The 19,914-nt window shown below is 53.7% G+C and carries 17 protein-coding genes and 2 pseudogenes; 8 read left to right on the top strand and 11 right to left on the bottom strand.

The window, feature by feature from the left end:
• The first annotated feature begins 62 nt into the window (after positions 1 to 62).
• The 3 genes from M1D78_RS03000 to M1D78_RS03010 all read left to right on the top strand — a co-directional run bounded on the left by M1D78_RS03000 (position 63) and on the right by M1D78_RS03010 (position 1,869).
• Positions 63 to 1,199, top strand: coding sequence for a mandelate racemase/muconate lactonizing enzyme family protein (locus M1D78_RS03000; protein WP_437422051.1), 1,137 nt, complete (start codon positions 63 to 65; stop codon positions 1,197 to 1,199).
• Complete coding sequence (locus M1D78_RS03005) at positions 1,190 to 1,558, top strand: YidH family protein (RefSeq protein WP_437422050.1); 369 nt, start codon at positions 1,190 to 1,192, stop codon at positions 1,556 to 1,558. Before M1D78_RS03000 ends, M1D78_RS03005 begins: the two co-directional genes overlap by 10 nt.
• Before the next feature lie 71 nt (positions 1,559 to 1,629).
• On the top strand, positions 1,630 to 1,869 hold the full coding sequence (locus M1D78_RS03010) for a hypothetical protein (RefSeq protein WP_457933573.1): 240 nt from the start codon (positions 1,630 to 1,632) through the stop codon (positions 1,867 to 1,869).
• A 13-nt stretch (positions 1,870 to 1,882) separates the two neighbouring features.
• On the opposite strand, the gene M1D78_RS03015 is transcribed toward M1D78_RS03010, so the two are convergent.
• A complete protein-coding gene (locus tag M1D78_RS03015; protein ID WP_437422048.1) occupies positions 1,883 to 2,566 on the bottom strand; it encodes a FadR/GntR family transcriptional regulator in 684 nt (227 codons plus the stop codon).
• 482 nt (positions 2,567 to 3,048) lie between these two features.
• On the opposite strand from M1D78_RS03015, the gene M1D78_RS03020 reads away from it, so the two are divergent.
• The 3 genes and pseudogenes from M1D78_RS03020 to M1D78_RS03030 all read left to right on the top strand — a co-directional run.
• Complete coding sequence (locus tag M1D78_RS03020) at positions 3,049 to 3,267, top strand: tautomerase family protein (RefSeq protein ID WP_437422047.1); 219 nt, start codon at positions 3,049 to 3,051, stop codon at positions 3,265 to 3,267.
• A 40-nt stretch (positions 3,268 to 3,307) separates the two neighbouring features.
• Positions 3,308 to 7,255, top strand: a complete 3,948-nt coding sequence (gene putA / locus M1D78_RS03025) for a trifunctional transcriptional regulator/proline dehydrogenase/L-glutamate gamma-semialdehyde dehydrogenase (RefSeq protein WP_437422046.1) — start codon at positions 3,308 to 3,310, stop codon at positions 7,253 to 7,255.
• Positions 7,256 to 7,402: 147 nt separating this feature from the next.
• Positions 7,403 to 7,757: pseudogene (locus tag M1D78_RS03030) on the top strand (polyamine ABC transporter substrate-binding protein); the annotation flags it as partial.
• 294 nt (positions 7,758 to 8,051) lie between these two features.
• On the opposite strand, the gene M1D78_RS03035 reads toward M1D78_RS03030, so the two are convergent.
• Positions 8,052 to 9,134 (bottom strand): hypothetical protein, encoded by a 1,083-nt coding sequence (locus M1D78_RS03035; RefSeq protein ID WP_437422045.1) that lies wholly within the window; start codon positions 9,132 to 9,134, stop codon positions 8,052 to 8,054.
• 582 nt (positions 9,135 to 9,716) lie between these two features.
• Positions 9,717 to 10,073, bottom strand: coding sequence for a histone-like nucleoid-structuring protein, MvaT/MvaU family (locus M1D78_RS03040; protein ID WP_437422044.1), 357 nt, complete (start codon positions 10,071 to 10,073; stop codon positions 9,717 to 9,719).
• Positions 10,074 to 10,863: 790 nt separating this feature from the next.
• Here M1D78_RS03040 and M1D78_RS03045 point away from each other — a divergent pair.
• Both M1D78_RS03045 and M1D78_RS03050 read left to right on the top strand, forming a co-directional pair.
• Positions 10,864 to 12,480 (top strand): HamA C-terminal domain-containing protein, encoded by a 1,617-nt coding sequence (locus M1D78_RS03045; RefSeq protein WP_437422043.1) that lies wholly within the window; start codon positions 10,864 to 10,866, stop codon positions 12,478 to 12,480.
• Positions 12,477 to 14,657: a DEAD/DEAH box helicase gene (locus tag M1D78_RS03050; protein WP_437422042.1), complete on the top strand. Its 2,181-nt coding sequence runs from the start codon at positions 12,477 to 12,479 to the stop codon at positions 14,655 to 14,657. The genes M1D78_RS03045 and M1D78_RS03050 overlap by 4 nt, the downstream gene beginning before the upstream one ends.
• Positions 14,658 to 14,993: 336 nt before the next feature.
• On the opposite strand, the pseudogene M1D78_RS03055 reads toward M1D78_RS03050, so the two are convergent.
• The 8 genes and pseudogenes from M1D78_RS03055 to M1D78_RS03090 all read right to left on the bottom strand — a co-directional run.
• A pseudogene (locus tag M1D78_RS03055) lies at positions 14,994 to 15,608 on the bottom strand (endonuclease I family protein); the annotation flags it as partial.
• A 124-nt stretch (positions 15,609 to 15,732) separates the two neighbouring features.
• Positions 15,733 to 16,500: a PP2C family protein-serine/threonine phosphatase gene (locus M1D78_RS03060; RefSeq protein WP_437422041.1), complete on the bottom strand. Its 768-nt coding sequence runs from the start codon at positions 16,498 to 16,500 to the stop codon at positions 15,733 to 15,735.
• A gap of 63 nt (positions 16,501 to 16,563) precedes the next feature.
• Complete coding sequence (locus tag M1D78_RS03065; protein ID WP_437422040.1) at positions 16,564 to 17,382, bottom strand: serine/threonine-protein kinase; 819 nt, start codon at positions 17,380 to 17,382, stop codon at positions 16,564 to 16,566.
• Between the two features lie 253 nt (positions 17,383 to 17,635).
• On the bottom strand, positions 17,636 to 17,908 hold the full coding sequence (locus M1D78_RS03070; RefSeq protein WP_437422039.1) for a hypothetical protein: 273 nt from the start codon (positions 17,906 to 17,908) through the stop codon (positions 17,636 to 17,638).
• Between the two features lie 61 nt (positions 17,909 to 17,969).
• Complete coding sequence (locus M1D78_RS03075) at positions 17,970 to 18,326, bottom strand: histone-like nucleoid-structuring protein, MvaT/MvaU family (RefSeq protein WP_437422038.1); 357 nt, start codon at positions 18,324 to 18,326, stop codon at positions 17,970 to 17,972.
• Between the two features lie 70 nt (positions 18,327 to 18,396).
• A complete protein-coding gene (locus M1D78_RS03080; protein ID WP_437422037.1) occupies positions 18,397 to 18,666 on the bottom strand; it encodes a hypothetical protein in 270 nt (89 codons plus the stop codon).
• Positions 18,667 to 18,679: 13 nt separating this feature from the next.
• Entirely contained in the window at positions 18,680 to 19,000 is a 321-nt protein-coding gene (locus M1D78_RS03085; RefSeq protein WP_437422036.1) for a hypothetical protein, read from the bottom strand.
• 24 nt (positions 19,001 to 19,024) lie between these two features.
• Positions 19,025 to 19,639: a hypothetical protein gene (locus M1D78_RS03090; protein WP_437422035.1), complete on the bottom strand. Its 615-nt coding sequence runs from the start codon at positions 19,637 to 19,639 to the stop codon at positions 19,025 to 19,027.
• Positions 19,640 to 19,914 lie beyond the last annotated feature (275 nt).

Below are 19,914 nucleotides of genomic sequence, written 5' to 3' on the forward strand. Positions count from 1 at the left end.
TTGCGGCGTGTAATCGCGATCGCCCGCCAGCGAAAAGCGGACAACCGGAGTCGTACCACTGCATGAAAATTCAACGAGCGTCCGTTTTGTCTTTTTCTCGCAGGTTGGACGGCAAGGCATGGAATCCTGCCTTTCGCTGGACGGAGCGCCGTGCCCCGTTACTTGTGATCGAGTTTGATAATGGTGTACGTGGAATCGGTGAGGCGTGGTCAGGGTATCGAGGCGTGGAGGATGTCCTGCGCGAGCTTTGCCAAACCGTCGCGCCGGCCTTGATCGGCATTTCGATCAATGATCAGGAGGACATCGCGGGCGCTGTTCCATCTCTGGCTAATGACCTCGGCTCCAGAGAGCGCGCAGCGGCATGGAGCGCCGCTGACATCGCTTTGTGGGATGCCTGTGGGCATCACCTCGCAAAGCCCGTGTGGCAGCTTCTGGGGGGTTCAGTATCGAAAGCGCCCGTATACGCGAGCGCTGGCCTTTACCGAGACGACTACTCCCTGGATGACCTGCGAGATGAAGCTCGCTCGTATCGCCGTGAAGGTTTTAAGGCGATGAAGATGAAGGTCTGCGGCGTCAGCTTGGAGGAAGATCTCAAGCGCATTGGCTCAGTTCGAGCTGGGCTTGGCCCGGATGCCACGATTTGGGTCGACGCCGTAAATCAGCTGTCCGTGGAGTCTGCGAAGAGCTTCTGGCAGGCGATCAAAGGCTTTGACGTCAAAGCCGTCCAGTCACCTTTACCGCCGTCAGACATGGAGGGTATGTGCCAGCTGAATCAAGGCAGCTTTCCCGTCATCGCGTCGGAGGCGGAGCACAGCTTCGACGTATTCAATCGGCTGATCCGCCGCAAGGCTGTCTCCCATCTACAATTCTGTATTCCGCTGGTAAGAGGCTTCACCGGCGCCTTGCGGCTGGATGAGTGGGCGCTTTCGGGCGGAATTCAAACTACTCCTCAGTGCTTCTCGACTGTCGTGGCCCAAGCCGCAACGCTTCACTTTTCTGCGGCTAGATCAAACGTTGTGTCTGCTGAGTTTCATTGCTTCCATGATTACCTGAAGGCGTTGTACGTGGGCGATGCTGGTTCAATAAAAGATGGGTATGCCGAAGCTGGCTCTGGCGGCGGTTTGAACATCACGATTCCTGAGCTGGGCGAGCAACCCGATGGCAGCGTGATCAGCAGTGTAGTGGACGTATGGAAGTGAAGGGCGGGCCCCGGGAGAACTGGCAGCAGGATGGTGCTGAGCCGGACTACCGCTTCTCATTGGCTAACGAGCGCACGTTCTTAGCCTGGATTCGGACGGCGCTCGCGATGTTGGCGGGGGCCATGCTTTTGCACCAGTTCTCGACCGAGTTGCAGCCTCCTCGGGCATTGCTAACGCTGAGCATCTCACTAGTCGCGATATCGGCAATTCTTTCTTGGGGCGCCTATCGAAAGTGGCGAGCGAACGAGATCGCCATGCGTCATGCAAGAGCGTTGCCTCGCTCGATCTTGCTTCCCTTCATGGCGGGATCAGCGACCGCGCTGGCGATGATCGTCGCGGTGATTCTCGGGGTTCAGTGATGTCACTGGCAAGAGACCCCGGACTGCAACCTGAGCGTACGAGCCTGGCCTGGAACAGGACTGCCTTGGCCATGGGGGCGTGCGCACTGTTTCAGATCAGGGAGGCTTTCCTTAGCGAAAGGCCGCTGTCGATCATTGCAGCTGCTGCATTGACGTCGGCCGCTGTTGGGGTGCTGCTGATTGGTCGAAGGCGCATGCTCGAGCTTCAACATACTGACCGTCGCGCACCTTCGGCCTGGATGATCAAGGTGATCTGCGCCTGCAGCGTGCTGGCGACTAGTGCGGTTGGTTGGGTGATGTGCAGCGGTTAGCTCGGGAGGGATATTATTCGGAAGCTGTAATATCGCGATGCACGCGCTTGAGGTGGCCTTCGACATAGAACGCCGCAGCGTCTTCATCACCGGTAATGATTGCCTCGTAAATCAACCGATGCTCCGCTGCATAGAGCTGTATGCGTTCAGGATCGTAGATCCCGTCATCTCTCAGACGATTCCATAGCGGTTGGGTCATGGTCTTGTTCACCTCTTCGGCGATCTTTGAAATGAGGATGTCGCCAGACATGGCAGCGAGTTGGCGATGGAATAAGCGATCACACTCGCTCCACAACGCTTGCTGCGCAGGGTCTGTGATGTCCTTGATGCTCGCCATGCTTTCCAGATATCGCTCAGCCAGTTCATCTCGTTGCGCACGGCGTGCTGCTAGCCGAGCGATGGCAGGCTCGATTAGCTTTCGCACTTCCAGGGTGCTGACGGGGCTGAAATCCGCCTCGGCCAGCAACTCGTTCGTAGCAAGTTCGGAGCCCCGCTGCGCTCGAATTACGGTATCGGCGACGTAGGTGCCCGAGCCGTGGCGTGTGACCACCATCCCCTCGTTCTGCAAAGCGCCGATCGCCTCGCGCACAGCGGGTCTGCTAACCCTTAGTCGCTGCGCCAAATCCCTTTCAGAAGGTAGGCGTGAGCCCTCGGCGTACAGGCCGCCTTCGATTCCCGCCCTGATCTGGTCAGCCACCTGCTCATATATCTGTTTTGGGCGAAATTCAGAATTCATACGAAGCTTCTCGCGCTAGGAGAGTGAGAGAGGAGGCAGCCAGATCGCCGCTTATCCATTAATGGTCATGATCTTACCACTTGAACAAGATAGAGGCTGAACTATCCGGGTGCCTCGTTGAAAAAAGCGCTGTTGCGGTTAATGGAGAAAATGGTCATTTGAGATTACCAAAAACGAAATGTCAGCGGAAAATGGTTTACGAATCTGCGAAAGTGGGCATAGAATAACCAGTAGCTGGTTTAAAAAAGACCAGAATGGCTTTGCTTTCAGCTCATAAAGACGGCCGTTTATGGTCGATTTGGTTTTAAAGCGAACCAATGGCTAACCTTTTGGTGTCTGCACGTCACTGAGCATTACGCGTGCAGATATCAGCCTGCTGATTGGTTGTCGTTCAGCGCGCTCTAGTCAACGCAGTTGGAGCGTATCACTCGGGGTAAAAGAACATGCCGATCGTACGTGTAGAGCTGCTGCCAGGCCGCTCGCCTGAGCAAAAGGCCCAATATGCGAAGAGAGTAACCGAGCTGGCAGTAGACATCCTTGGCTGCCCTCTGGAGGCGGTCGATGTCCTGTTTATCGAGGTTCAGGGTCACGATTGGGCGCGGGCTGGGGTGCCATGCGCATCATCAGCTGCGAAGTCTCCGCCCGAAATCACCCGGCAGTAACCGTAACTTTCAGTGTCCGCTAGGGCTTAGGTGATCAGCTATGAAAACAACAACAACCGTCGCGGTTAACTTAGATTCTGATTTTTGCGATCGGCTCAGAACGGCTGCACAGGCCATTGAGCGCACGCCTCAGTGGGTCATCAAGCAGCTCGTGGTGGGTTTCATCGAACGAACTGAGCAAGGTGCCGCTGTTGGCCATTTGGTCAATCTTTCCGAAGAGCGGACATTAAACGAGCAGGAGATCCTCGAAGCAATTCCTCATGGCGCCGAGCACGTCTTCCTGGAGTTCGCCGAGAGTATTCTTCCTCAGACTGTCATGCGTGCTGCCATTACTGCCGCCTACCGCCGCCCTGAAAGTGAAGCTGTTCCGATGCTTCTGGAGATGGCCCGTCTCGACGATGAGCAGGCAAGCGCGGCCAATAAGATGGCGCTGGGTATTGCTGAGAAGCTTCGTAATCAGAAAAGCGCTGGCGGTCGCCAGGGTCTTGTACAGGGGCTGCTCCAAGAATTCTCCCTCTCGTCCTTGGAAGGCGTTGCGCTGATGTGCCTCGCCGAAGCTCTGCTGCGCATTCCCGACAAAGCCACCCGGGACGCCTTGATTCGCGACAAAATCAGTCACGGGAAATGGGGCCAGCACTTGGGCCAAAGTCCCTCGATGTTCGTCAATGCCGCGTCGTGGGGCCTACTCATCACGGGCAAGCTAGTAAGCACTCACAATGAGGCCGGAATGTCTTCCGCCCTCAACCGGGTGATCGGCAAGAGTGGCGAGCCGCTCATCCGAAAAGCAGTCGACATGGCGATGCGCCTGATGGGCGAGCAATTCGTGACCGGCGAAACGATCGGCAAGGCTCTGGCCAACTCGGTGAAGATGCAGAACCAGGGGTTCCGCTATTCATACGACATGCTCGGCGAGGCGGCGTTGACCGACGAGGATGCCCGCCGCTACCTGGCCTCCTACGAACAAGCAATCCACTCCATTGGCAAGGCATCGCAAGGACAGGGTATCTACGAAGGCCCTGGGATATCGATCAAGCTCTCCGCGCTGCACCCACGTTACAGCAGGGCGCAGTACGATCGCGTGATGGATGAGCTGTTCCCTACGCTTTTGGGGCTGACCCAGCTCGCAAAAAAATATGACATCGGCATCAACATTGACGCCGAAGAAGCTGATCGTTTGGAGATCTCGCTCGACCTGCTTGAGCGCCTCTGCTTCGATCCGTCGCTGACCGGCTGGAACGGGATCGGTTTCGTGATCCAGGCTTATCAGAAGCGCTGCCCGTATGTGATCGACTACGTGATCGATCTGGCCAAGCGCAGCCGGCATCGTCTTATGATCCGTCTGGTGAAAGGCGCCTACTGGGACAGCGAGATCAAGGTTGCTCAGATCAACGGGCTGGAAGGCTATCCGGTCTACACCCGCAAGCCGTATACGGATCTCTCATACATCGCCTGCGCACGCAAACTGCTTGCAGCGCCTCAGCATATTTATCCTCAGTTCGCGACTCACAACGCCCATTCGCTGTCGGCGATCTACCAGATCGCTGGGCAGAATTATTACCCGGGTCAGTATGAATTCCAGTGCCTGCATGGTATGGGTGAGCCACTGTACGAGCAGGTAGTTGGCAAGATTGCTGACGGCAAGTTCAACCGGCCATGCCGCATTTATGCGCCGGTAGGCAGCCACGAGACGCTGCTGGCTTATCTAGTACGCCGCCTGCTGGAAAACGGTGCCAACACCTCGTTTGTTAATCGTATCGCTGACCAGACCATCTCGCTGAATGATCTCGTCGAAGATCCGGTGCGCCAGGTTGAGAAGCTTGCTGCGCAGGAAGGGGCGCTTGGAAATCCGCACCCCCGCATCCCTCTACCTCGCGATTTGTACGGTGCCGCACGTGTCAATTCCAGCGGCCTGGATTTGTCGAACGAGCAACGCCTGGCGTCACTGTCCTCGGCACTATTGACCAGCGCCCACCGGGACTACGTAGCCAAGCCTGTCATCGGAGGTCATGAGCCGGAGGGGTCGACAGTTATATCTGTCACCAATCCTGCTAATCATCGCGATGTGGTTGGACAGGTAATCGAGGCCAGCATCCCAGACGTTAGCCGGGCGCTAGATGTTGCCCAGTCAAACGTATCGGGTTGGCAGGCCACACCTGCGGTTGAGCGCGCACTAATTCTGGAGCGTGCCGCCGATATCATGGAAGGCGAGCTGCAGCCATTGATGGGGCTGTTGGCCCGTGAGTCCGGCAAAACCTTCGCCAATGCAATTGCCGAGGTGCGTGAGGCGGTGGATTTCCTACGCTATTACGCTAACCAGGCCCGTACGTTCAAAAACGATAGCCATAACCCTTTGGGCACAGTGGTATGCATCAGCCCATGGAACTTTCCTCTAGCCATTTTCACCGGCCAGATCGCTGCCGCGTTGGCCGCAGGGAACACCGTACTCGCCAAGCCTGCCGAGCAGACGCCGCTAATCGCTGCGCAGGGAGTTCGAATTCTCGTGGAAGCGGGAGTCCCGCAAGGGGTTCTGCAGTTGCTCCCTGGCAGGGGTGAAACTGTCGGTGCGGCCCTGGTAGGCGATTCTCGCGTGAGCGGTGTTATGTTCACCGGATCCACTGAGGTGGCAGGCATCCTCCAGCGAACTATCGCCGGGCGCCTCGATTCCCGTGGAGGTATCGTTCCGCTCATCGCTGAGACAGGCGGTATGAATGCGATGATTGTCGATTCCTCCGCTCTGGTTGAGCAGGTGGTATTGGACGTCATTAGCTCAGCGTTCGATAGTGCGGGCCAGCGATGCTCCGCATTGCGCGTGCTCTGTGTTCAGGAAGATGCAGCTGACCGCCTGATTCAGATGCTCAAGGGGGCGATGGCGGAGTACCGTCTCGGCTCGCCAGAGCACCTAGCGACTGACATCGGCCCGGTCATCGACAGCGAAGCCAAGGGGATCATCGAACAGCACATCAATGAGATGCGTCAACGAGGTCGTAACGTCTTCCAGGCTGCACGTTTCCAAGCGAGCGATATCGACAAAGGTACGTTCGTTGTACCGACGATTATCGAACTCGATAGCTTCGATGAGCTGAAGAAAGAGGTTTTTGGGCCGGTTCTGCACTTGGTTCGCTTCAAGCGCTCAAACTTGAGCGGCCTGTTGGATCAGATAAACGCGTCCGGCTATGGCCTCACGCTTGGCGTTCACACGCGTATCGATGAGACGGTCGACCAGGTCGTCGATTCTGCAAATGTCGGCAACATGTACGTCAACCGCAACATTGTAGGCGCGGTTGTTGGCGTACAGCCATTCGGGGGTGAGGGGCTGTCAGGTACTGGCCCCAAAGCAGGCGGCCCGCTGTACATGTACAGGCTGCTATCTAGCCGACCACAGGATGCAGTGGTTGATCGCTTGGCGGGAGGCGAGTGTGTGGCAGTCGAGCGTCCTGCCGAGGAGATCTTGGCGATTGACGCTCTGCGTCAGTGGGCGAATACAAATGATCAAGCTGTCGCCCAAGCGCTTGAAGGATTCGTAAGCCGGTCACCTAGCTACCGCACTCATTGCCTGGTTGGGCCGACAGGAGAGCGAAACACCTATACGCTCAAGCCCCGCGAGTTTGTCCTATGCCTAGCGAAGGGAAAATCCGATTTGCTCGTAGAGCTCGCAGCAACGCTTGCGGTGGGTAGCAAGGCCGTTGTGCCAAAGCAGCAGGCGTCACTCATTGCTGATCTGCCAGATGCGGTCATGCGTCGGGTGATTGAAGTGGCTGACTGGACGAAGGCCGACGTTCCGATTGATGCAATTCTGCATCATGGCGATTGTGAACAGCGGGCGAACATTGCGCGCCTCGCCGCCGCGCGTAAGGGGCCAATTGTTGGCGTTCAGGGGGTGGGGATCGGTGACACTGACATTCCGCTGGAACGACTGTTGATTGAGCATGCCTTGAGCGTCAACACCGCTGCTGCAGGTGGCAATGCGAACCTGATGACTATCGGCTGATCCGCTGAGCTCCGCCCATGCAATGTGGGCGGAGCGCTGTCTCTTCGCGATCGCACATCGAGAGCTTGAGTCGTTGTAAGGGGGTAGTTGCTGGAATGGACGAACCCCCTGAAGCCCTGCCGACCGCTACATGCCATCTATGACTGGAACTGGACGGACTACATCGGCGAGACGACGCTGGCTGGATTTTCCAGAGAGCGACCGGTATTCACTCGGTGTACCACCTTTTCGATACCAACGAGATGCTGGACGCCAAGTTGCTGATTGGAGCTCCGGGTATGACGTGGTTGGGCCGAGTAATTACTACCTTGCGCGCCTGATCACAGCAGGAGCGTTCGCCCCGCTGGATCGCTCGCTGCTGCCGAACTATCCGAACATCGATCCTGCCGTCCTCAGGCATCGTGAGCGCAACGATCCTGGCAGCGTCTAGGCGGTGCCCTATTTGTGGGGAACCGGCGGTACTGCTTACAACCAGGACATGGTGAAGAAGGTGCTTAGCCTACAGCTAGGAGTGGTCTGCTCAGGGCCCGCTTTGAGCGGCTGAGGCATGGGATCCTCAGGGCACGGAGCTACCAACCGGCAGGGCGAAATGGGGTAGACTAAATTCTGGGCAACAAAAAACCGCCATGTAGGCGGTTCCTTGAGTTTTCTTCTGCAGTAAGTGCCCTAAGGCCGTCGTGAGGCTCCGGTACTGCTCCAGCATTCCCCACCAGTGATACAGATGCTACTGCAAAAATGGTGGGTTTGTCAATAGCGGACGCTACGCTGGGCGCAGTGCGTCCGCTATGCGTGGGCACTAAGCTTGCGCGTCATTTGCTGCTGCAGGGAGTGAATCCATTTCCTGGTACAGGTCGCGTAACGCTGATACCTCTGTTTCCAAGACGCCATCTCCTAAGCCTTTTCCCCAGCCTACTGCTACTTCCTTCACCAGCTCTAGCTCCCTATTGTCCGCCTTGGCAGCGGCTAGGCTTGCTTCAGTAGTCGCTAGGACTGCCCCCAGCCTAGCTAGCTCGGCTACGAGCTCGTTATTAGCAGCAGCTGCGGCAGCAAGCTCTTTTGTTAGATCTGCTGCACGATCTTTCGTCTGTTGGTAGTCGCTAAGCCCAACGCTATGGGCCAGGCACGTCTTCATTTCTCCGATTTCTGCATTAGTCAGCCAGGTTTGATACTTGGGATCACGCCCTCGGCGAGGGCGCTCATTGCCACGCTGGAAGAAGGTGATTGGCGGAAGTATCCTGCAGGGAGAAATGGATTCAATCATGCCAGTCAGAACCCAGCTCTCCTTGCCGCTGGTTCCCCAAGCCGCCAGCTTTTCCAGCGTTTGCCGAGAAAGCTGAAAGCACGTTCGATCGCCGTTAGGTGCCTGCGACGTCACTGGCACAACCTGTACCTTTCCACGCTTTGCGCTGATCACCACCGCGAGCCGGCGCTTGTGCATCTCGCCTTTTTGGAGAGTATCGCAGTAGCGTTTGTTAGTCCTCATCTCACCATCCTCACGTGCTACGTTTTGGATGAAGCCGTAATCAACGTCGACTAGGGTGCCCATGCGGATGACTCGCTCCAGGCTCTGGCCTGTTTTTGCCAAGGTATGGCGAAGGTACTCTTCGCGTATGCCGGAGCTGAAAGGCTTGCTGAGTACGACGGTATAGATCGCCGGGGTAGCGTCCCTCTCTGACGCTAACGCAACGTCTTCCACGAACCATCGGTAGTGAGAGTCGTTGGAAAACTTCTTAATAAGGTAAACGCTATGTTCGCCTTTGCTGGGCAGCAGCGCCTCGGAAATAGAGTTGAACGTCTCTGTTCCGATGAGAGCTTGCGTAACTGAGCCAGACTCAAGGTCTTTGGTTCGCTCAAAATACCGAATGACGATGGTGTCCATAGCGTCGCTACACTGCAGGCTCCTTAGGGTGCTGGCAGCATGATACGCGATACCATCCGCTGAGTTGTGCTATCTCGCTAGCTATCGTTTGCGCTGTATTGTCAGATGGAAATGCTGGGATCTTAGCCATGTCTGAACTGATCAAGCAGGCCTGCGAGCACTGGCGCTACGTGGCTCCATAGCTAAGCCAGCCAACGAGCGAAGACGAATATGATGCTCTGATCCAGGGCTTGGATAAGTTGCTGGGATTGGAGGCGACGATGAAGATCAGCTCTTGGCTGACCTTGCATCACGCGTCGGGGACATGATTGAGGCCTACGACCAGGATCCATCGGCCATTGCCGGAAATGAGCGGGGCAGAAGTGCTGCGTTACCTGATGAGGGAGCATGGCCTGGGTCAGGGAGATCTACCAGAGGTCGCTACCCAGTCAGTCATGTCCGGGGTGCTTGCTGGCAAACGCCAATATGATGCGCGCCGCGTCCGCGCAGTATTTGATCGTTTCAGTGTTTGTGCGAATGTCTTTTTTCAACACGTAGAAAGAAAAGGGCCGCTAAGGCGACCCTCCCACGTAACCTGGGCAGTTATTGCAGCCAGCTTTCGACTTTCTCGGAACCGTATTGCTCTTTCCAAGCCTTCAGCACCTTGTGGTTGCCTCCCTTAGTCTCGACAACCTCGCCAGTATCCGGGTTTTTGTAGCGTTTCAGCATGCGCTCACGACGTGGGCCTTTCACGGGTGCCGCAGCACCTTTGCTGGCATTAGGATCGAGTAGGGCGATTACGTTACGTAGAGAGTAGCCGTAGTCAGCAAGAAGATTTCGAAGCTTGGTTTCAAACTCAATTTCCCGCTTCAGTTTTTCGTCGCCCTTGAGCGCTTCGAGGCGTTTTTGCTGCTCAGCGATTTGAGCTTGAAGGGCCTTGTATTCTGCAATTATTGACATGGCGTTCCTGCGTCCTCGGTCTAAGTAGTATGGAGATCGATGCAAGTAGGGAATGCCGCAGGTTCGCGATTTATATTGATTGTGTTTTTGCTTGCCAAAGGATCGGCCGCTCCTCAGCCTAGATTGACTACTTGCCAGATCGATTGCGCCGCCATTTCGCAAGGCTTCAGATGGAAAGGGAACCTTTAACGTGCCGACCTCAACCACGCACAGTCGTGGCGGCGGGAGCTAAAATTCATCAAAGACCGCCCCGAAATAGAAGTTTCCGGCCAGAAGAGGTCGCCCGCCGGTTGATAGTAGCTTCACCATTCTCAATTGGCATAAGCGCAACGCGCTGAGCTTTTGAACGCATAGCGCGCAAATCCCGAGCGGATCCGCGCATCGTTAAATACTTTATCGAGCGCTTTCCCAAAATTGCCCTTACGGTAGCGTATGGCTCGCCGTTCCGGCTAAACCAATGTGAAGTGGTGCATAGGCGATGGTCGAGAATCAGGAAGTGGAGGCAACGCTAGCGACAGTACATGCGCTGCAGCGGTGCAACCTGACGGCAATATCAACACCTGGACTAGAACGCTGAACGCGTCGTTGCTGCCGAATATGCATCAATCGCAAATGCTGACACTAAGCAATTTGGTTTTAATCACCATGGCTAAATCTAGCAGGTAGTATTAGGAGGAAGCCTTTACAGTCTGGATTGAGTATCCTTGGATTGGGCAATGTGCCAGGTCTATCTGGACGCAGAGAGGCGTTTGCCATAAATTCCGTGGCCAAAGCTGCCATGGATGTCGAGATGGAACCTAATGACTCTGGCGGAGTCGCTGCCAAGCACGGCTTCATTTACCAGGATTGTGTCGCCGCCTATTACGTCACTCAGATGCTGCGTGACAAAAAAATCCAACGTGTTCGATGTGAAGTCACAGACGACATTGATGTCGTTTGTGATGACTACGTCGAATTCGTCCAGGTTAAAACCACCACGAAGGCTCACTGGGCAAGAAGCGATCTTTTAGTCCTCAGCAGAGGCGCCGACAAAAAGAAAATTCCAGGCAGCTCGATCATGCATAAGTCCATGCAGAGCGAACCCTTACTTACCGTGCCTAGGCGATTCAGGATCGTCACGGAACATCCGGTCAACGTCACACTTGAGTACCTGCACATCAACCTTGATGAGCGTGCCGGAAAGACAGGGCGTGAAGATCTTATCGACTATTTGAACGAAAAGACCAATAACTATGTTGCACCCAGTGGCGTCAGTGTAGCGAGTTGGGTAGACGCTGCGTTCTGGGAAGTATTCCGAACCATGCGCGAGATCGAATTGCTAGGCATTAGCAATATTCGAAGAGCGGCGGATGACCTTCATGGGGTGATATTGAGCAGCGAGGCCTCGGCAGAGGATATCTGGCGAGACATTCTGGACACGGTTACCCGCAAAGGAGCTTTGTCGCGCAGAATCCACTCCGTCGACAGCAAATCGTACCTTCGCTCAGATTTGAATAAGTGGTTCCGAGGGCTGGTCGAAGAGGATCAGAAGCGGGCGGGTCGTAAGGTCTACATCAAACGCCAGCTACCTCACATCCTGGTTCCTTTTCGCAATCCGCTGGCCACTTCGTGCGCCAAGCGCAATGGTCTTGTCCTGCACCAGCAGTACAGCCTTACGCGCTACCGCTACAAACACATCGTCGACAACGTGTGCAAATGGCTGGATGAGGTGTTCCTTCGTCCTAATGAGCTCGCAGACATCAATAAGTTGTCGCTTGTCGAGCAGAGCCAACGTTTGAGGAGCACTGTGTTCGCCTCCCTGGCAGACGTTCGTTCATTCCTGGGGCGAGTGCTTCTTCATGCCACGATACGGCAGATGCATGCGAGTCAGCCCATTCCGTGCTTGCTCTATCTCGAAGGGCAAGACGAAGCAAAGATCCTTGAAAACGTCCATATTGTTCGGCGAGACCCGGAGGGCGATCAGCTGTGGGTTGGCTTCAGTGAGCTCGTGACTGCCGCCAATATAACCACCCGCCTGACTGAGATCCGCGAGGAACTCTATGAGGAGATTAGCGGTTGTTTCAGTAACGCTCGGGGCAAGATTCTCGATATCAAGGATGATAGCTACCTGCTGCGGCATGACATCGACGTCATCCTCGACGAGAGCCACTCGTTCGATGCACACCTGGATCGATTCAGATTTGTGGTGTTCGTCGGATACGACTCTTCGCTGCTGACCGAACCCGAAACTCCTGGGCACGAAGATCATTTGGAGCAAGAAACGGCAGCTCTGTTTGAAGCGTTTGCTGACGATCTTAAACACAACCCGGCGTTCGCAAAACTCACTATCGATGTGTTCATCTACCCCGCGCCAAGTTTGGATACGTTGACCAATTTGCTGGACGAGCAGGTCAGGAAGGCCGTATGAAAGACGTTTACGATGTAGCCAAACAGAGCTTGGATGGGGATGGCTTCTCAGCGTTCCGGTACCTGTCTACGGTTAACTCCCTATTGTCTAACCCAGTCTCCACCTCGCTCGGCAGAGACTTGGCGATAAGAGCGCTCGATGCCCGTGAAAAATTCACCGACCATGCTGCAATTTTGCGCAACATGGTCAGGAAAGCTGGTCTGTTTCCTTACCTGAAAAAAGAGTTTTCTGACCTTTCTCATGGAGATCGGATCGCTCTGGATGTGTACCGAACGCCGTTCTCTGAAGACTACGTCTTCCACTCGATGCAGTTTCGAATTTTCGACTTACTCAAGGATGGCCGCAACGTCGTGCTCAGTGCTCCAACGAGCATGGGTAAGAGCGCTATCGTCGACTCGCTGCTTGGGCTCGGGCGCCTCAAACGTGTCGTTCTAGTGGTACCTACCGTTGCGTTAGCTGACGAGACGCGCAGGCGTCTTCAAGAACGCTTTGGTGAGGTCTATCAGATTATCCACCACAGCTCGCAACAGTGCCGTAGTGAGTGGGTCGTGTACGTCTTGACCCAAGAGCGTGTCAACGAGCGAGAGGACATCAAGGCCATCGATCTTTTTGTCATCGACGAGTTTTACAAACTGGCTTTTCAACAGCTCAAAAGTGGCCGCACGGACTTCACGGACGAGCGGGTCATTGAATTGAATATCGCTCTTAGCAAGCTGCTGAAGGTGTCTAAACAGTTCTACCTCACCGGGCCCTTCGTAAACAGTATTCGGGGCTTGACAGAGCTAGGCCACGACCACACGTTCATCTCCGCAGATTTCAACACCGTGGCCGTCGATGTACAGACGTTCGGTGTAAGTCCCGATGACGATGAGGGCAAGCTGAAAATGCTGGCGACTATTGCGCCCCGGTGCAAAGGAGCCACGATCATCTACTGCAGGTCATCCAAAACAGCTGGGAAGGTTGCCCGCGAGCTCGTTCGGCTTGGGTATGGCCAGCCATTTCAGAGTGAGCATATTGACTGGGTTGCCGAGGAATTTGACCCCGAATGGGACTATACCTATGCCCTCAGAAACGGGATTGGCCTGCATTTCGGTGGCCTGCCTCGTGCTCTCCAGCAGTACACTGCTGACCGCTTCAATGCCGGCGACCTGCGCTTTTTACTGTGCACATCCACCATCATTGAGGGAGTGAACACGATTGCCAGAAATGTCGTTATCTACGACAACCGAAATGGAACACGTGCAATCGACAAGTTCACTCATGGCAATATCAAAGGCCGTGCGGGCCGAATGGGAGTCCATTTCGTAGGCAAGGTGTTTTGTCTGGAAGACGTGCCTCAAGACAGCCTGAATCAGGAGGTCGATGTGCCCCTGGGAATACAGGATGCAGATACCCCCCTGAACTTGCTCGCGAGTGCCCAGCCTGATCACTTGACTGAGTATTCACAGGGCAGGTTCGAAACTGCGTTTTCCCGAGATCGGTTTACTCTAGACTTGGTCAAGAAGCACTCATACTTTCGGATGGAGCAGTTCGAGCAGTTGTACAGCATGGTCGAGATGCTCACTGAGAACGAGTTTGAGTCGCTTGTTTTCCACTGGTCACCAGCACCTGGTTTTTTGAAAACGCTGGCCAGTATCAGCAGCAAGCTAGTGCCCAAGGCATTCACTGCTAATGGACTGCAGACCAAATACCCAGATAAAATTCTGGCCAAGCTGACAAGCTATCAGAAAGCAGAGAGTTACTCGGCTTATTTGAAAGATCAGATTGATTACACCAAGCAGCGGATTAAGGACGGTGAAGAGGTGAACTTTTCCGCGACGCTCAACAATGATCTGAAGCTTGTGAGCAACACCTTCGGCTATACCATCCCTAAGGTATTGGGGCTGTTGGAAGACGTAGTTCGCTTGCACGCTATCAAGAAGGGCGTTCGCACCAAAATTGACTATAGTCATGTCAGAATGACCTTTGAAAACCTCCATCTCCCTTCAGGAGTGAATGCGCTGGAGGAAATAGGCATCCCCATTCAGACGCTGCACCGTATGTCTGAGCTTCTAGACTTCCCAGAGGGAGCTGGGGTGGATGAGATGGCAGATTATCTTCGGCAGAGCGAGCGGGCCTGGGAAATTATGGGAGCTGTCGACCTGAGCTTCATCAGGCGCGCGCTGGGAACGGTGTAACGCCAGCGGCATTCCTTCCTTGAGCGACCGCTACAGTAGCCATCCGCCTTTGACTGGTTGCTGTCGCCAAGGGCAGCAACCGGCCCAGAGTGTGCAAAAACGCCTCCCAATTTGAAGTTTGCGCGTTACGTGAAAATGTGAAAATTAACGGCACGTTAGCGTATGTAGATTTCGCCTGGATGCGCGAATTTTAAAATGGTTTTGAGTGCCTGCCGCAACAGCTTCGTTCAGCACCTAGGCTGGCTAAGTGAGATCAATTCATACATGACGTCGATGCCAGCGGAGACGTCGCCGTTATGGCCGGGCTGACTGCTGGTCATCTTTCAATGCTTTGCCCTACTTGCAATTCCCAGCCTTTCTGAACCCAGCATCAACTGCCTCTGCTTCCGTTTCAAATTGAATGCGGTTCAGTTCGGAAACCTGGTTGTAGCTTGGGCAGCCGACTGGAATGTGGTAGACGAGACTGTTCTTGTTGCCGATCACGCTGCCTTGAGAAATAGCGACATTGGGTCGTGCTGCGCTCTGTGCTTGGCGATCCTTCCGATCAGGCTTCATGACTCCTTCGCCGCGTGGCCTGTAGCTATTGACCAGGTGCTTTGCCCCGTAACGAATGGGTTGGAATGCCCGACAAGTTTGGCAATCCGATTATTACGCTCACGCTCCCATGTAGTTACCGGGTGTTGCTTGCTCCAAGCCATCAACACCTGCTGCCGACGCGACATGTTTCAGGTTGTACCTATCGAACATGTAGAAGGTTGCCCGTGCACCAAGCCCCTTCACTTCATCTCGGGGCTCAGCCGTCCTGCTGGTGAAGTCGATCTTCGTAGCACACTGACCGTACTGGTGCGCCACGCCGCTCGCCACGCCGTAGTTGAAATTGGCCCTGTCGCCGTTCACTTCTCCCACGGACGGATAGAGTTTAAACAGATCAGCTTCCATCGCGCGGAATATGCATTAAATCAGCCTAAACGTGGAGCCAGGCTGACTATGTTGCCGTAAGGTTACTGTGCTATTAAGAGGAATAAGCCGGCCACACTAAACTTTGCACCTAATGCAGCCAGATTTGCAAGCGAGTCTAATCAAAAAGTTCAAACTGTGGTTTAACTGTCAACTTTACAGCTACAAGCGAACAATCATCCGTAGGCACCAGCCGTGCGATACGTCTACGTAGGTTTGCAGCGAACCGGTTCGGATCTTCAAGAGTGCTTTCCAGAAAGCGCGGCCTCAACTCCCACGAATGGTAGGCGCCATCGGACATAATGAACAAGCTTACACTACCATCATTGGCACAAATTTGGTCATACCTCAAGAAAATCTCTTGGAAGCGTAGATTAATTTTCTTTGATATTGCTGAAAACAGCGTATTTTTCCCGCCTGCTTCTTTTAGCTCAGAAGGTCTGTATAAACCTTCGTCTATAAGCATCTGATGCTGGGTATGGTCTTTGGTAATTTGAATAAGCTTTCGATCACTTTTCAAATAAACCCGACAATCTCCAACATGACCTATTCTTATACCCTTTTCTCCCGCATAGCAGAAGGTTAAAGTAGTCGCGGCCTCATAGTAACTAGGGTCTTCCTGAGTAAGATTTGAGACGCGAATTTTAATCTGGTCAAATATCTTCTCAACCGCATCAGCGCTTTCTAATGCTGCCGGTTGCAAGCCTATTAAATATTCGATGGCCGACTCGGATGCGTTGCTTGCCCCAGCATAAGAACCAACACCATCTGCAATCGCCATCAGGAACCCGGTTCCTACCTTGCGTGGCGGCAGAACAGAATCTTCATTTTTTCGCGCTAGTTCTTTTGGAAATGAGAAAACACTTGAGCTTAATAACTTAATCATTTGAGCTCTCCTGAGATGGCGGCAACAAGCTCATTTCGCATTTCTTGAACTTCTGCGTAACGATCAGGGGGGGCGCCGGGCAGTGCTTTTCATATAGACTTTATGAACGCCTGGATTTTCCAACATTTCCAGATCCTCCAATAGCACACCGAGCGCAAAGATATCAGTCCTTTTACTGTAATCGCCCGCAATAGATATTTCAGGAGCCATATATTTAGCGGTGCCCATTGCTGTTGCAATCTTTGTAATAACTTCAGACTCGGTGCTTTTGTCTAGATTTTTGACCAGCCCAAAATCTGACAACTTGTAAATGCCATTCTTAAATCGGAGAATATTGGAAGGCTTTATATCGCGATGGAGGTAATCCAAAGAGTGCAAATATATAAGGCCATCCGCAACCATCAGTAGTACATCGATTTTCTGAGCTGGCGTTAGAATCCCTTTCTCGATATCCTTTTGCAGATCGCCATCCGCGAGATCCATAATAAACCATGGCTGGTCTGATTTTAGATCGCAAAGGTAGATGTTAGCTACATGAGTGTGCACACAGGAGGCTTGATATGACACCTCACGGGCGAAACGTCTTCGAAACTCATCGCGAAGTTCTGGGTCAAGAACACTCAAGGATTTGCGGGCATATTCACCGCATCGATAATCAGCAGTATTGAATAGCTCAATTTTGTCTACAAATCCAAAGCCACCTTCGCCGATTCTCTCAATTATTTTATACTTGTAGTTGCCGTGATAGCCATCCATTCCCTGATCCACGCTGTAACGATTAGAACCGACTTGATTGAAATCCGATGCTGGTAATGTACGCGTCAGTGATGCCCTCGCGGATGACATCATAATGCCATAGATCAGTACGTTGCGTGCATACATACCCCCGCACGTGCACCAACCGGTGCAAAGCCGATGCCGGGGAATGGGAAAGAATGGGATTGCCTGACCTTTTCCAAAATTGCTCACGCATTCGTGAATTTATAGCTTGAATCGACGTGACCTCCTATATAACGGAGTGACGGCTATTGGCCGTTTCGAGCCTGTCGCAACAGGCAGAAGTCCGACAGAAGCGGACACCACCTAGGAACGACGGTTGCGGGGAGGACGGTCAAGAGGGGAAAGCGTCAGTCCGCTATAGAGATGCCTCAGCACACAAAAAAATTTTGCTGATAAAGGGAAGGGGGCGTAGCCCACCCAATAATGGTGGTCTACCGCTTTCGATGCTGCGGAGCAGGATCCCGCCCAACTGCGCCAAGCCTTCGGCACTTTCATGGCTGGGCAACTCCTTCGCTAGATCGCTGGATGCAAATCTCTCTAGGTAGCCGCGCACATTGCTACCAAGAGCATCAGCAGCGTATTCCTCCAGCTCAATCGCCCAGAGTCCGCGCTCTTCATTAAGCGTCATGCCGATTCTGCAAACGAAATAGGCCGCTTTTCGCGGCCCTCGCTGATAGAGCAAAAACGGCTTATTGCAGCCAGCCCTCAACTTCTTGAGAACCGTGCTCCTGCTTCCACGCCTTGAGTGTCTTATGGTTGCCGCCTTTGGTTTCGACGACCTCCCCAGTATTCGGGTTTTTGTAGCGTTTAAGGGTGCGCTCTCGGCGGGTGCCTTTAACAGGCGCTTCCGCAGTTTTCCCAGCTTTTGGGTCGAGGACTGCGATTACGTTGCGCAGCGAGTAGCCGTACTCAGCGAGCAAGGCACGGAGTTTGGTTTCAAACTCGATTTCTTTTTTCAGTTTTTCGTCGTTTTTGAGCGCTTCGAGACGAGCTGTTTGCTCGGCGATTTGGGCTTCGAGGGCTTTGTATTCGGCAATGATAGACATAGTCAGTCCTAGTTCTACAGATCAGTTTTTTACCGCTTTAGCAGGCGCCAAGCAATGCCCGCAGGTTTCTCTAGCGCGGTTCCCTTTTGGCTTGAGAGCAGTTCTTCCCATCAACAGGTGAGAAGAAACCAAATCTTCCCATATTCCTATTTTTCGAGGAATGGTAATAGGTCACGCTAGGGATCAGGGATACGTCAGGCTCTTGGTTGTCGAAGATGATGATCTGCCGATCTTTGTAGTTCTCGGCAACATCGCTATAGAATGAATACACCATGTCTCCCGCAATCTTGTCAGCTTCGCTTTGCTCTTCGCCACGGTCTTGGTCGGCCTGTTTGTACATCGTAAGAGGCGAGTCAAGAACTACAAGGCCAGGGTGTCGGCCCAATGGCGCAAGGTGCTGCATGAGCCCAATGACAAACGACGAAAAGCCGATAGCGCGATAACCCTTTTCGAAGTGAGGTCTTCTCTTGCCAGCGATCAACGCCGCCACATTTGGTGACTTTCAGGTACTGCTTCTTGAGGTAGTGCACCAGTTCAAGCGTGAAGTCCTCCCAGTCGTCAGAGGACGTTATTAACAGTCTTTCCAGGACGGCAACGGGCGCCCCCATTTGGAAATCCAGGGACGTTGCTGAAAAATCAGCTGGCTTTGGCGGAGGGATTTCGCTCTCAATCATGTCGAGCCCCTTCGGGACAGGGCATTAGTATCTCTTGGATACATAAAATAGCCCGTTCCTTTCCACAAGCTGATTTCCGGTGGAGATCAATATTGAATCCAGCGCCAAGTCCCAAGGGATATCCTCCAGCGCTAGACTTATTGTTCCTTCAACTTCATTTGAAACGACGAAGTTCTTGCCTGCGAAGTCGGCGATCAACTGGACGGCAGATCGCACGTCAATATCCAGCAATCTGATTGATATCGCCTCGCCAGTGAATTTTCTATCAGCAACGATATTTTCCCTGTCCAAGTGGACAATGATCTTGGGCTTCAGGGAGAACAGAGAGATCTGATCTGATGCCCCAAGCTGAACAACGCGGTGTTCTGGTTGATATCGATCGGCCTTGACTATGACGCCGTAGCGGCCTTGGTTGAGGCACATTCCATTATAGAAGGGCTTGTCGAGCTCACTGATGTCGACCTTGGCGTCAAATGGATAGGCCTCAACCCGCAGCGCGACCTGGCCATTGGGGCACGAGGAGTGGAGGGGGCCAACCTCTAGACCGGCTATGGAAAGAATGCTTTGAAAGGCCGCGATGCCCGCCGTAAAGCCAGTGACTATTAGTCCAAGGGATTTCAGGGATTCGGGGAATTGCATGGCGATATCCGTATCGGCGAGGTGAAGCCTTATAACCTGCGTGGTCAATTAGAGGCAATGGCAACTTGCCGGCACTAGTGGCAAGGATGTGTAGGGACGCTCTGGTGTTGAATCCAACGCCTGCCTCCTTTGGCTGATCCCTTGGCGCAAGAGGGCTTAGATCTTCAAGGGGCGCGGGGTGGATGTCAGTGGTGATCCGGTGCTTGGGGCCGCAATTAGCCCATCACCTTGACGGTATAAGTTTTACGACAGCGTTAATCGGTAAAGGGGGCGTC

It is taken from the genome of Pseudomonas sp. SA195 (assembly GCF_054131565.1).

What these genes read in the sequence shown, in the direction of transcription:
- M1D78_RS03000 (WP_437422051.1), top strand. Translation starts at nt 63, where the DNA reads ATGAAAATTCAACGAGCGTCCGTTTTGTCTTTTTCTCGCAGGTTGGAC.
- M1D78_RS03005 (WP_437422050.1), top strand. Translation starts at nt 1,190, where the DNA reads ATGGAAGTGAAGGGCGGGCCCCGGGAGAACTGGCAGCAGGATGGTGCT.
- M1D78_RS03010 (WP_457933573.1), top strand. Translation starts at nt 1,630, where the DNA reads ATGGGGGCGTGCGCACTGTTTCAGATCAGGGAGGCTTTCCTTAGCGAA.
- M1D78_RS03020 (WP_437422047.1), top strand. Translation starts at nt 3,049, where the DNA reads ATGCCGATCGTACGTGTAGAGCTGCTGCCAGGCCGCTCGCCTGAGCAA.
- putA (WP_437422046.1), top strand. Translation starts at nt 3,308, where the DNA reads ATGAAAACAACAACAACCGTCGCGGTTAACTTAGATTCTGATTTTTGC.
- M1D78_RS03035 (WP_437422045.1), bottom strand. Translation starts at nt 9,134, where the DNA reads ATGGACACCATCGTCATTCGGTATTTTGAGCGAACCAAAGACCTTGAG.
- M1D78_RS03040 (WP_437422044.1), bottom strand. Translation starts at nt 10,073, where the DNA reads ATGTCAATAATTGCAGAATACAAGGCCCTTCAAGCTCAAATCGCTGAG.
- M1D78_RS03045 (WP_437422043.1), top strand. Translation starts at nt 10,864, where the DNA reads ATGGAACCTAATGACTCTGGCGGAGTCGCTGCCAAGCACGGCTTCATT.
- M1D78_RS03050 (WP_437422042.1), top strand. Translation starts at nt 12,477, where the DNA reads ATGAAAGACGTTTACGATGTAGCCAAACAGAGCTTGGATGGGGATGGC.
- M1D78_RS03060 (WP_437422041.1), bottom strand. Translation starts at nt 16,500, where the DNA reads ATGATTAAGTTATTAAGCTCAAGTGTTTTCTCATTTCCAAAAGAACTA.
- M1D78_RS03065 (WP_437422040.1), bottom strand. Translation starts at nt 17,382, where the DNA reads ATGTATGCACGCAACGTACTGATCTATGGCATTATGATGTCATCCGCG.
- M1D78_RS03070 (WP_437422039.1), bottom strand. Translation starts at nt 17,908, where the DNA reads ATGACGCTTAATGAAGAGCGCGGACTCTGGGCGATTGAGCTGGAGGAA.
- M1D78_RS03075 (WP_437422038.1), bottom strand. Translation starts at nt 18,326, where the DNA reads ATGTCTATCATTGCCGAATACAAAGCCCTCGAAGCCCAAATCGCCGAG.
- M1D78_RS03080 (WP_437422037.1), bottom strand. Translation starts at nt 18,666, where the DNA reads ATGTACAAACAGGCCGACCAAGACCGTGGCGAAGAGCAAAGCGAAGCT.
- M1D78_RS03085 (WP_437422036.1), bottom strand. Translation starts at nt 19,000, where the DNA reads ATGATTGAGAGCGAAATCCCTCCGCCAAAGCCAGCTGATTTTTCAGCA.
- M1D78_RS03090 (WP_437422035.1), bottom strand. Translation starts at nt 19,639, where the DNA reads ATGCAATTCCCCGAATCCCTGAAATCCCTTGGACTAATAGTCACTGGC.